At 71.7% G+C, this 11,977-nt stretch carries 8 protein-coding genes; 6 read left to right on the forward strand and 2 right to left on the reverse strand.

The features are described 5' to 3' along the window. Nucleotides 1-7 precede the first annotated feature (7 nt). From nuoL to nuoN, 3 genes are read left to right on the forward strand one after another with little or no spacing between them, the layout of a single operon-like run. Nucleotides 8-1,891, forward strand: a complete 1,884-nt coding sequence (nuoL, locus tag ACZ4XD_RS20900) for an NADH-quinone oxidoreductase subunit L (protein ID WP_468044091.1) — start codon at nucleotides 8-10, stop codon at nucleotides 1,889-1,891. A 3-nt stretch (nucleotides 1,892-1,894) separates the two neighbouring features. Continuing rightward, nucleotides 1,895-3,553: an NADH-quinone oxidoreductase subunit M gene (locus ACZ4XD_RS20905; RefSeq protein ID WP_468044093.1), complete on the forward strand. Its 1,659-nt coding sequence runs from the start codon at nucleotides 1,895-1,897 to the stop codon at nucleotides 3,551-3,553. Continuing rightward, nucleotides 3,550-5,202, forward strand: a complete 1,653-nt coding sequence (nuoN, locus tag ACZ4XD_RS20910; RefSeq protein ID WP_468044095.1) for an NADH-quinone oxidoreductase subunit NuoN — start codon at nucleotides 3,550-3,552, stop codon at nucleotides 5,200-5,202. Before ACZ4XD_RS20905 ends, nuoN begins: the two co-directional genes overlap by 4 nt. Nucleotides 5,203-5,284: 82 nt before the next feature. Here the strand turns inward: nuoN and ACZ4XD_RS20915 are convergent, their stop codons facing one another. Next, nucleotides 5,285-5,764: a hypothetical protein gene (locus ACZ4XD_RS20915; protein ID WP_468044097.1), complete on the reverse strand. Its 480-nt coding sequence runs from the start codon at nucleotides 5,762-5,764 to the stop codon at nucleotides 5,285-5,287. Nucleotides 5,765-5,970: 206 nt separating this feature from the next. Next, entirely contained in the window at nucleotides 5,971-7,173 is a 1,203-nt protein-coding gene (fahA, locus tag ACZ4XD_RS20920) for a fumarylacetoacetase (protein ID WP_468044099.1), read from the reverse strand. A gap of 356 nt (nucleotides 7,174-7,529) precedes the next feature. Between fahA and ACZ4XD_RS20925 the strand changes: the two genes are divergently transcribed. The 3 genes from ACZ4XD_RS20925 to ACZ4XD_RS20935 all read left to right on the forward strand — a co-directional run bounded on the left by ACZ4XD_RS20925 (nucleotide 7,530) and on the right by ACZ4XD_RS20935 (nucleotide 11,823). Continuing rightward, nucleotides 7,530-8,729, forward strand: coding sequence for an FAD-dependent oxidoreductase (locus ACZ4XD_RS20925; protein ID WP_468044101.1), 1,200 nt, complete (start codon nucleotides 7,530-7,532; stop codon nucleotides 8,727-8,729). Between the two features lie 508 nt (nucleotides 8,730-9,237). After that, nucleotides 9,238-10,251 carry a polyprenyl synthetase family protein gene (locus ACZ4XD_RS20930; RefSeq protein ID WP_042155768.1) on the forward strand — a complete coding sequence of 338 codons (1,014 nt, stop codon included), beginning with the start codon at nucleotides 9,238-9,240 and terminating at the stop codon, nucleotides 10,249-10,251. 306 nt (nucleotides 10,252-10,557) lie between these two features. Next, the gene (locus tag ACZ4XD_RS20935) at nucleotides 10,558-11,823 is read left to right on the forward strand and encodes a LolA family protein (RefSeq protein ID WP_468044103.1); all 1,266 of its coding nucleotides are present in this window, start codon (nucleotides 10,558-10,560) and stop codon (nucleotides 11,821-11,823) included. Nucleotides 11,824-11,977: the final 154 nt, after the last annotated feature.

Raw genomic sequence — 11,977 nt, forward strand, 5'->3', positions numbered from 1 at the left:
GCACAAAGTGGAGAACTTGATCGCGCTGCTTGTCGCGGCACCGCTGGTCGGTGCGGCCCTGCTGCTGTGCGGCGGCACCCGCCTCGACCGTACCGGCCACTTGATCGGCACGCTGTTCTCGGTGGCGTCGTTCGCCATCGGGGTGGTGCTCTTCGCCGACATGCTCGGCAGGGGCGCCGAGGACCGTGCGCTGCATCAGCATCTGTTCAGCTGGATTCCGGTCGGCGGCTTCCAGGCCGACGTCGCGTTCCAGCTGGACCAGCTGTCCATGACGTTCGTCCTGCTGATCACCGGTGTCGGCTCGCTGATCCACATCTATTCGATCGGCTATATGGAGCACGACGAGCGGCGCCGCCGCTTCTTCGGCTACCTCAATCTCTTCCTCGCGGCGATGCTGCTGCTCGTCCTCGCCGACAACTACCTTCTGCTGTACGTCGGCTGGGAGGGCGTCGGCCTCGCCTCGTACCTGCTCATCGGGTTCTGGCAGCACAAGCCGAGCGCGGCCACCGCCGCCAAGAAGGCGTTCCTGGTCAACCGCGTCGGCGATATGGGCCTGTCCATCGCGATCATGCTGATGTTCACGACGTTCGGGACCTTCGCCTTCGGCCCGGTGCTCGCCGCCACCGGCGACACCTCCGAGGGCAAGCTGACCGCCCTCGGGCTGATGCTGCTGCTGGCCGCCTGCGGTAAATCGGCGCAGGTACCGCTCCAGTCCTGGCTCGGTGACGCGATGGAGGGCCCGACCCCGGTCTCGGCCCTGATCCACGCCGCCACGATGGTCACCGCCGGGGTGTATCTGATCACCCGCTCCGGGGCGATCTTCAATGCCGCCCCGACCGCCCAGCTGGCGGTCGTCGTGGTCGGTGCGGTCACGCTCCTCTTCGGTGCGATCGTCGGTTGCGCCAAGGACGACATCAAGAAGGCGCTGGCCGGTTCGACGATGTCGCAGATCGGCTACATGATCCTGGCCGCCGGCCTCGGCCCGATCGGCTACGCCTTCGCGATCATGCATCTGGTCACCCACGGCTTCTTCAAGGCGGGCCTCTTCCTCGGCGCCGGTTCCGTGATGCACGGGATGAACGACGAGGTGGACATGCGCCGTTACGGCGGTCTGCGGAAGTACATGCCGGTCACCTTCGTCACCTTCGGACTCGGCTATCTGGCGATCATCGGCTTCCCCGGTCTGTCCGGCTTCTTCTCCAAGGACAAGATCATCGAGGCGGCGTTCGCCAAGGGCGGCACCGAGGGCTGGATCCTCGGCGGCGCGGCCCTGCTGGGCGCGGCGATCACCGCGTTCTACATGACGCGGGTGATGCTGATGACGTTCTTCGGGGAGAAGCGCTGGGACGCCGGCGAGGTGCATCCGCACGAGTCGCCGAAGGTCATGACGCTCCCGATGATCGTGCTGGCCATCGGATCGGTGTTCGCGGGCGGGCTGTTCAGCGTCAACGAGGCCTTCGTGAAGTGGCTGGAGCCGGTCACCTCGTTCGCCCACGGCCACTCCCCGGTCAGCGCCACCACGGTCACCGCCTCGACGATCGTGGTGCTGCTCATCGGCGTCGGCATCGCCTGGCTGATGTACGGCCGCAAGCCCGTGCCGGCGCTGGCCCCGCGCGGCTCGCTGCTGACCCGGGCGGCCCGCCGGGATCTGCTCCAGGACGACTTCAACGACATCGTGTTCGTGCGCGGCGGCGGGGAGCTCACCGGCACCCTCGTCCGGCTCGACCGCACCCTCGTGGACGGCGCGGTCAACGGCACGGCGGCGTCGATGGGCGGACTCTCCGGCCTGCTGCGCCGGTTGCAGACCGGATTCGTCCGTTCGTACGCGGTTCAGATGCTGGGCGGCGCCGCCGTTCTCGTCGCCGCGACCCTGCTGATGAGGGGTGTCTGAGCCATGTCGTTTCCCCTGCTGACGGCGGTGGCCGCGGTCCCGGCGATCGGTGCGATCGCCACCGCCGCGCTGCCCGCCGCCAAGCGCACCGCGGCCAAATGGCTCGCGCTGCTGTTCTCGCTGATCACCTTCGCGCTGGCGCTGGTCGTCGCGTTCCGCTTCGACCCGGGCGCGAAGGGCCCCTTCCAGCTCACCGAGTCGCATGCCTGGATCAGCGACTTCGGCGTCCGCTACGAACTCGGTGTGGACGGCATCGCGGTCGCCCTGATCGCGCTGACCACCCTGCTGATCCCCTTCATCATCCTGGCGGGCTGGCATGACGCCGACCCCCTGGAAGAGGCCACGCCCAACCGGCGCTGGCGGCCCACCCAGGGCTTCTTCGCGCTGATCCTGGCGGTCGAGGCGATGGTGGTCCTCTCCTTCGAGGCCACCGATGTCTTCCTCTTCTACATCTTCTTCGAAGCCATGCTGATCCCGATGTACTTCCTCATCGGCGGCTTCGGGGACCGGGCGGGCGGGGACGGTGAGGAGCAGGCCGCGGGCCGGCGCTCGTACGCCGCGGTGAAGTTCCTGCTCTACAACCTCGCCGGCGGACTGATCATGCTGGCCGCGGTGATCGGGCTGTACGCCGTCACCGCCGACCAGCTCGGCAGCGGCACCTTCTCGCTCCAGCAGATCGTCGAGGCCCGGGCGGCCGGCAAGCTGGACATCGGCACCGGCACCGAGCGGCTGCTCTTCCTCGGCTTCTTCTTCGCGTTCGCGGTGAAGGCGCCGCTGTGGCCGCTGCACACCTGGCTGCCGGGCGCCATGGGCGAGTCCACCGCGCCGGTCGCGGTGCTGATCACCGCGGTGGTCGACAAGGTCGGCACGTTCGCGATGCTCCGCTTCTGCCTCCAGCTCTTCCCGGAGGCCAGCAGCTGGGCGACGCCCGCCATCCTGGTCCTCGCCCTGATCAGCGTCATTTACGGCGCCCTGCTGGCGGTCGCCCAGCGCGACATCAAGCGGCTGATCGCCTACGCCTCGATCTCCCACTTCGGCTTCATCATCCTGGGCATCTTCGCGATGACGACCCAGGGCCAGAGCGGCGCCACGCTCTACATGGTCAACCACGGCATCTCGACCGCCGCGCTGATGCTGGTGGCCGGCTTCCTGATCAGCCGCCGCGGCTCCCGGCTCATCGCGGACTACGGCGGCGTCCAGAAGGTCGCCCCGGTCCTGGCCGGCACCTTCCTCATCGGCGGTCTGGCCACCCTGTCGCTGCCCGGTCTGGCGCCGTTCGTCAGCGAATTCCTGGTCCTGGTCGGCACGTTCAGCCGCTATCCGGTGATCGGCATCATCGCCACCCTCGGCATCGTCCTGGCCGCGCTGTACGTCCTCGTGCTCTACCAGCGGACGATGACCGGGCCGGTGAAGGCCGAGGTGCGGAGCATGCCCGACCTCCGGGTGCGGGAGCTGTTGGTGGTGGCGCCGCTGGTCGCGCTGCTGCTCTTCCTCGGGGTCTATCCGAAGCCGCTCACCGACCTCGTGAATCCGGCGGTCGGCCACACCCTGTCCGTCGTGGACAAGAAGGACCCCAAGCCCACTGTGCAGGTGGACGCCGGGCCCGGTGGAGGCCGGGCCGGCCAGGCCGTGCATGATCAAGACCGGGAGGCCGCGAAGTGAGTTCCGTGGCAAGTGTCCACAGCCTGTGGACGGTGGCGCAGGGTGCACCGGGCAAGATCCCGGCACCGCACATCGAGTACGCCCAGCTGTCGCCGACGCTGATCGTCCTGGGCGCGGCGGTGCTCGGCATCGTCATCGAGGCGTTCGTGCCGCGCCGCCACCGCTACTACTCCCAGCTGCTGCTGACCGTGGTGGCGCTGGCCGCCGCGTTCGCCGCGGTGATCGGTCTGGCGGCCGGCGGCTTCGGTTCGGCCAAGGCGCATATCGCCGCCATGGGCGCCCTCGCCGTCGACGGGCCCGCGCTGTTCCTCCAGGGCACCATCCTGCTGGTCTCCCTGGTCGCCGTCTTCACCTTCGCCGAGCGGCGGCTGGATCCGGCGGCGCACGGTCACCACGTGGACTCCTTCGCCCCGCAGCCCGCGGCCGTCCCCGGCGGTGCCGCCGAACAGGCCGCGGTCAAGGCGGGGTTCACCACCACCGAGGTCTTCCCGATCGCGCTCTTCGCGGTCGGCGGCATGCTGGTCTTCCCGGCGGCCAATGACCTGCTGACCCTCTTCATCGCGCTGGAGGTCTTCTCCCTCCCGCTGTACATCCTGTGTGCGCTGGCCCGCCGCCAGCGGCTGCTGTCACAGGAGGCCGCGGTGAAGTACTTCCTCCTCGGCGCCTTCTCGTCCGCCTTCCTGCTGTTCGGTGTGGCCCTGCTGTACGGCTACGCGGGCACGGTCACCTACGCCGGGATCGCCGAGGTGATCTCGGACGGGTCCAAGCAGATCGATCCGGCGCTGGCCGGGACGATGGGCAATGACGCACTGCTGCTGATCGGCGCCGCGCTGGTGCTGATGGGGCTGCTGTTCAAGGTCGGCGCGGTCCCGTTCCACATGTGGACCCCGGACGTCTACCAAGGTGCCCCGACCCCGGTCACCGGCTTCATGGCGGCCGCCACCAAGGTCGCGGCCTTCGGCGCGCTGCTGCGGCTGCTGTATGTCGTCCTGCCGGGCATGCGCTGGGACTGGCAGCCGGTGATGTGGGGCGTCGCGATCATCACGATGCTGGGCGGGGCGATCGTCGCCATCACCCAGACCGACATCAAGCGAATGCTGGCCTACTCCTCCATCGCGCACGCCGGCTTCATCCTCGCCGGTGTCATCGCCACCAGCGAGGAGGGCATCTCCTCGGTGCTCTTCTACCTCGCCGCCTACTCCTTCGTGACCCTCGGTGCCTTCGCCGTCGTCACCCTGGTGCGGGACGCCGGCGGGGAGGCCACCGCGCTGTCCAAGTGGGCCGGGCTCGGCCGGCGTTCGCCACTGGTGGCCGCGGTCTTCGCGGTCTTCCTGCTGGCCTTCGCGGGCATCCCGCTGACCTCCGGGTTCGCCGGAAAGTTCGCGGTGTTCAAGGCGGCGGCGCAGAGCGGCGCGGGCTGGCTGGTGGTGGTCGGTGTGCTCTCGTCGGCCATCGCCGCGTTCTTCTACATCCGCGTCATCGTGCTGATGTTCTTCCACGAGCCCAAGGCGGACGGCCCGACCGTCGCGGTGCCCAGCCCGCTGACGACCACGGCCATCGCCATCGGTGTCGCGGTCACCCTGGTGCTCGGCCTGGCGCCGCAGTACTTCCTCGATCTGGCCGGCCAGGCCGGGGTCTTCGTGCGCTGACCACGGTGGCGCGGTACGGCAACGGCCGCCGCCCGGAGCCCTCGGGGGGTTCCGGGCGGCGGCCGTCCGCGTGGCGGGGCGGTCAGCTCTTGGGCATCCCGCTCGGCATCTCCGGCATGTCGGGGATCTTCACGCTGCCGTCGGTGGACTTGGTGTACTTCTCGGTGGGGCCGTTCTTCCAGTCCACGGTCAGGGTCTTGCCGTCCGCGCCGGGCTTGAGGGTGCCCATGGTGCGGGTGGTGTCGCCGTCCGTGCACTTGAGCGCGGCCATGGTCATCCCGGCCATCTCCTGGACCTTGCCCAGACAGGCGGCCTTGTGACCGTTGCTGAACGCGACGGTGCCCTTGGTGACCACCAGGATCAGCTGGCTGCTCTTCGGGCCGGACTTCCAGGCACCCTCGAACGCGGCGGGGTCCGCGGGCTTGTCCGGGGTCGACGGCGCGTCCGGCGACTTGCTCGGCGTGCTGTCCTTGCCGCTGTCGTTGCCGCCGCTGCTTCCGCAGCCGCTGAGCAGCATCGCGGCGATGGCTGCCGCCCCGGCGATCTGCGTTGCCTTGCGCACGTACGTCTCCTCCGTTGTGGGACCAGGAGACGTGAGGCTAGCAGCGGTCCCGGCGGCCGTCCGAGCCGTCGCCCGGATTGCGGCGGCGCCGGTACCGAGTTGGTGTGGGGCTGTGACGGGAGAGCGCCCGGGAGGCGGCACGGCGGGAGATCCGCGGCGGGCCGCCGGCCGGACCGGCCCGCGCCGCTCCGGCCGGTCCGCACCGGTCATCCCGTGGGCAGGATGCGTCCGGTGACCTCGCCCAGGCCGATGCGGGCGCCCTCGGGGCCGGGCGCCCAGGCGGTGAGGGTGACCTCGTCGCCGTCCTGGAGGTAGGGGCCCTTGCCCTGGGTGAGTTCCAGCAGGCAGCCGAGCTGGTCGGGGTCGGGTCCGGAGACGGTGCCGGAGGCGAACAGATCGCCGGTGCGCAGCGAGGCGCCGTTGACGGTCATATGGGCGAGCTGCTGGGCGGCCGTCCAGTACATGGTGGAGAACGGCGGCCGGGAGACCGTCTCGCCGTTGACGCGCACCTCGATACGGATGTCGATGCCGCCGGGCTCCGCACCCGCGTCGTCGAGGTAGGGCAGCAGCGGGAAGTCCCGGGCGGGCGGCGCCGTACGGGCCTCGTCGAGGGCGTCGAGCGGGGTGATCCAGGCGGAGACGGAGGTGGCGAAGGACTTGCCCAGGAACGGGCCGAGCGGCACGTACTCCCAGGCCTGGATGTCGCGCGCGGACCAGTCGTTGAGGAGGCAGACGCCGAAGACATGGTCGCGGAAGGCGCCCAGCCCGACCGGTTCGTGGAGCGTGGAGGGCGCCCCGACGACGAAGCCGACCTCGGCCTCGATGTCGAGGCGGAGGGACGGGCCGAAGGTGGGTGCCTCGTCCGCGGGGGCCTTGCGCTGGCCCCGGGGCCGTACGACCGGGGTGCCGGTGACGACCACGGTGCCCGCCCGGCCGTGGTAACCGATCGGCAGATGCTTCCAGTTGGGGGTCAGCGCCGCGTCGTTCGGACGGAAGATCCGGCCGACATTGGTGGCGTGGTGTTCGCTGGCGTAGAAGTCGACATAGTCGGCGACCTCGAAGGGGAGGTGCAGCGTGACCCCGTCCAGCGGATGGAACAGCGGCGCCACTTCGCCGCGGTGCGCGGGGTCGGTCACGGCGCTGTGGACGGCCGCGCGGATCTGCCGCCATACGGGACGGCCGGCGGCCAGCAGCGGGTTGAGGGTCGGTGCCGCGAGCAGTTCGGCGTGCGGATGGATGGCGGCGGGCAGCGCGCTCGGCAGGGCGCTCAGATCGAGGACGCTGTCGCCGTAGCGGACGCCGAGGCGGCGCCGGTCGGGCGCGTCGGCGGTGCTGAAGACGCCGTAGGGGAGGTTGTGCGGGCCGAAGGGATCGCCTTCCGCCAGGTCGAACGGGCTCTGCTCGGGCATGGACAGCTCCTCGCGTTCGTCGTCGCCGGTGGGCGGCCGGGGCCGGGTGGCCCGCGGGCCGTGGGGCCGTCGATCAGAGTACGGCCGGGCGGTGATCTACGGGGCGGTCCCGGGGCGCGAGGGCGCTCAGACGTACGCAGACGGGCGGCGGTGGCGCGGTGCGCCGCGCCCCACGCATCGGTCATGTCCGGAAAAGCCTTGCCGCACCGCGCAATTCGGGCCTAACTTCCTTCCCTGACGGGCGGGAGGACGGGGCCACCGCGCGGGAGGGGCCGGACCGGCGGGTGACGGGGCTGTTGCTCCCCTCGCCGAAGAGGCGGCCGGGCGGCCGTTCTTCACGCGAGGGAGGGACCGAAGTGAGCACTCCGGTAGCGGTCATCGGGGCCGGTCCGTACGGGCTGTCGGCGGCCGCGCATCTACGGGCTCACGGCCTGCCGGTGCGGGTCTTCGGGGAGCCGATGGCGAGCTGGCGGGCGGGGATGCCCGCGGGCATGCTGCTCACCTCGGCGCCCGCGGCCTCCGGCATCGGCGTCCCGCAGCCCGGCCACACCCTCGGCGACTTCTGCGCGGCGACGGGGGAGGGGCCCTACGTCACGGACCGGGACCTGGTCCCCGTGGAGACCTTCGTGCGGTACGGGCAGTGGGTGCAGCAGCGGCTGGTCCCCGGGCTGGAGCAGGTCCGGGTGGTCTCGGTCGACCGGCGGGCCGACGGCTTCGAGCTGAAGCTGGACAGCGGTGAGCAGGCCGGCGCGCGGGCCGTGGTCGTCGCCACCGGCCTGACCGGGCTGGCGCAGCTGCCGCCGGAACTGGCCGCCGCGCTCCCGGACGGCCCCTCCGCCACCGGGCCGGTCTCGCACAGCTCGCAGCACCACGATCTGTCCGCGCTGGCCGGCCGGGACGTGGTCGTGATCGGTGCCGGGCAGTCGGCGCTGGAGAGCGCGGTGCTGCTCGCCGAGACGGGCGCGGCGGCCGTACGGGTGGTGGCGCGCGGTCCCGGCGCGGTGGGCTTCGGCGCGCCGCCGGACCCCCGGCAGCGGCGGCGCCCGCCGTCGCCGTTCGGCGCCCGGCCGCGGTATGCGCCGGCGTACCGCGCCGGTGCCTTCCGCCGGCTGCCGGGGCCCGTCCGGCGGTATCTGGGGCGCCGGGTGCCCGTCCCCCGGGGGGCGTGGTGGCTGCGGGAGCGCTTCACCGACCGGGTGCGGGTGACGCAGGGGCGGCGGATCGTACGGGCCACGGTCCGTGACGGCCGCCCCGTACTGGCGCTGCGCGGCGCGGACGGGCAGGGCGGGGAGGTCGTCGCCGACCATGTGCTGGCCGCGACCGGCTACCGGATGGATCTGGCGGCGCTGGACTTCCTGGGAGCGGGGCTGCGGACCGGGATCGTGGTGCGGGCCGGCGGTCCGCTGCTGGACGGCGGATTCGGCTCGTCCGTGCCGGGGCTGTATTTCACGGGGCTGCCGGCGGCTGCCTCCTTCGGGCCCGCGATGCGCTTCGTGTGCGGGACGGAGTTCGCCTCGCCGCGGCTGGCGAGGGCGGTGGCGCGGGCGTACGGGTGAGGCGGGGGCGCCCGCACCGGCCCGGCACCCGGTGACGCCGGGGCGCCCGGTGACCCGGGGTGCCCGGTGCCCCGTATACCGCGTGCTCGCCTCGCCCGGCCAGGACGGCCGGGGGCGCGTGGGCGCGGAAGTCGTCCTGCGCCACGGTGATTTCACCCGGGGCGGTGACCGGTGCATCGGCCCCGGGGGCGGGGCGGTGAAGGGGGCGGTGGCCGGGGCGGGGCTTTCCGGCCATGGCCGGTCCGCGGGGCCTTGCCCGAGCGGAAGCGGACCGGGGATGCTGGCGGTTGCCGGTCCCGCTCTTCCCGTTCGCCGGTCCCGCTCTTCCGCGTCGCAGCGCGTCAACAGATGATCCGGAACATCCCGGCCGAGGGGTCGCCGTGCTTCCCGGGCGGTTCGGGGGGCGGGCGCTCACGGTGATCGAACTGCGACCGGATACGCTGGCCAATGGTGGAGACAGCGACAGATCGACATTCAGTTTGATCGTCAGCAGACAGGAGTACCCCTCGTGACCGTCGTCGGGCCCTTCGGGCTGAGCGTGCGGGACCAGGCTCTTGAGGCCGATGTCCAGGCCGGGTTGGCGGCTGTCGAGGAGGGCCTGCTGGAGGCCACCAAGAGCGACGTGCCGTTCATCACCGAAGCCGCGCAGCATCTCGTGCGCGCGGGCGGCAAGCGGTTCCGGCCGCTGCTGGTGATGCTGGCCGCCCAATTCGGTGACCCCTACAGCCCGGGTGTGGTGCCCTCCGCCGTCGTCGTGGAGCTCACGCATCTGGCGACGCTCTACCACGACGACGTGATGGACGAGGCCGATGTGCGCCGCGGGGTGGCCAGCGCCAACGCCCGCTGGGGCAACTCCGTCGCGGTGCTGACCGGCGACTTCCTGTTCGCCCGCGCCTCGCACATCCTCGCCGACCTCGGTCCCGAGGCGGTCCGCATCCAGGCCGAGGCGTTCGAACGCCTGGTGACCGGCCAGATCCTGGAGACCGCGGGCCCGCGCGACGGCCGGGACCCCATCGACCACTACCTGGACGTGCTCGCGGGCAAGACCGGCTCGCTGGTCGCCGTCGCCTGCCGCTTCGGCGCGATGATGTCGGGCGCCGAGGAGTCGACGGTCAACATCCTCACCCAGTACGGCGAGCGGCTCGGTACGGCCTTCCAGCTGGCCGACGACGTGCTGGACATCGCCAGCGACTCGCACGAATCGGGCAAGACGCCCGGGACGGACCTGCGCGAGGGCATTCCGACGCTGCCGGTGCTGCGGCTGCGCGCGCGGGCCGAAAGCTCCGCCGGTACCCCCGAGGACCGCGCGCTGTGCGAGCTGCTGGCCGGTGACCTCACCGACGACGCCCGGCACGCCGAGGCGCTGGCCGGTCTGCGCGCCCACCCGGCGCTCGAAGAGGCCCGCCGCGACACCGTGCGCTATGCGGAGGAGGCCCGCGCGATGCTGGCGCCGCTGCCCTCGTGCATGGCCAAGTCGGCTCTTGAGGGGCTCTGCGACGCGGTGGTGCACCGAGCGGGCTGAGACCATCCGCCGTGCCTGTCCCTGAGGTCTCCCACCGCCCCCGCGCCTGCGGTATGCCGCCGCATCCCTGAGGAGCTTTCCCCGCATCCCCTAGGGAGTGCTCCGCCTCCTGTGGTACGGCCTCCGACCTGAGGTGATCGTGCGTCATACCTCAGCAGTACGCCGAGTTGCTCCCGCGGGCTGACGTTTTGTGCCGGGCGATTTGGTGAGATGGAACCACCTGAGCGCGGCGGGCAGGTGACCCTGGGCCCCAGGGGGGACACGTGGACAGCACAGCAGCCGCCGCACACGACGGAGGTAGGGCAGATGCCACGGAACGAACCGACCGAGGTCACCGACGGATGGGGCGGGGAGCGTTCCCCGAAGCGCCGTAAGGCGGTGCGGTATGGCGTGCCGGTCGCGGTGGCGGGGGTGTCGGCGGCCATGATCGGGCTGGTCCCGGCGTTCGCCGGCTCCGCTCCGGACCTGCCGAAAATCTCGGCCCAGGACCTGATAGCCAAGGTCGCCAAGTCGGATGTCCAGCAGCTCTCCGGCACGGTCCGGGTCACCACGGACCTCGGCCTGCCGTCGCTGCCGGGCGTCGGTGGCGGAGCGGGCGGCTTCGGCGGCGCCGAGGACGGCGGCGCGCAGGGCGGGGACGGTGACTCCGCCGCGCCCCAGAAGAAGCTGATGGAGCTGGCGTCCGGTGCGCACACGCTGCGCGTCGCGGCCGACGGCCCCGAGAAGCAGCGGGTCTCCATCGTGGACAAGGCCGCCGAGTACAGCCTCGTCCACAACGGCAAGGACGTCTGGGCGTACGACAGCGGCAGCAACACCGCCCTGCACAGCACCGCCCCCGGCGACCGGTCCGGCAAGCAGCACCGGGCCCCCGAGGGCCTGCCCAAGGACCTGAAGACCGCGACGCCGCAGGACCTCGCGAAGCAGGCCCTGGAGGCGGCCGGGGACACGACCTCGGTCACCGTCGACGGCACCGCCAAGGTCGCCGGCCGGGACGCCTACCAGCTGCTCATCAAGCCCAAGCAGGCCGGCTCCACGGTCGGCTCGATCCGGGTCGCGGTGGACGCCGAGAACGGCACGCCGCTGAAGTTCACCCTGACCCCCAAGAGCGGTGGCGCCGCCGCCGTCGACGTCGGCTACACCAACGTCGACTTCGCCAAGCCCGCCGCGAGCACGTTCTCCTTCACCCCGCCCAAGGGTGCCAAGGTCGTCGAGGGCGACAAGGAGCGCTCGACCGCGCAGCGCGGGCACGGCAAGGACGCCCCGTCCCGCGAGCACCTCGCCAAGGACATCGACGGGCTGAACGTCATCGGCAAGGGCTGGACGTCCATCGCCACGATCAAGGGCGAAGGCTCCGGCCTGCCCTCCGGCAAGGACATGGACAAGGCCAAGGGCGCGGGCGGTGACGTCGGCAAGTTCCTGGACAGCATGGGCGACAAGGTCAACGGCAAGTTCGGCTCGGGCCAGGTCTTCAGCACCCGTCTGGTCAACGCCCTGGTCACGGACAACGGCACGGTCTATGTCGGCGCCGTCGACAAGCAGACCCTGATCAACGCGGCCAACGCCGCCAAGTAAGGCACCGCGGCCTCGCGGGACCGGGGGGGGGGGGGGGGGGGGGGGGGGGGGGGGGGGGGGGGGGGGGGGGGGGGGGGGGGGGGGGGGGGGGGGGGGGGGGGGGGAGGGGCGGGGGGGGGGGGGGGGGGGAAGGAAACAGCCGACAGAGAGAACC

It is taken from the genome of Streptomyces sp. NPDC029466 (assembly GCF_055574515.1).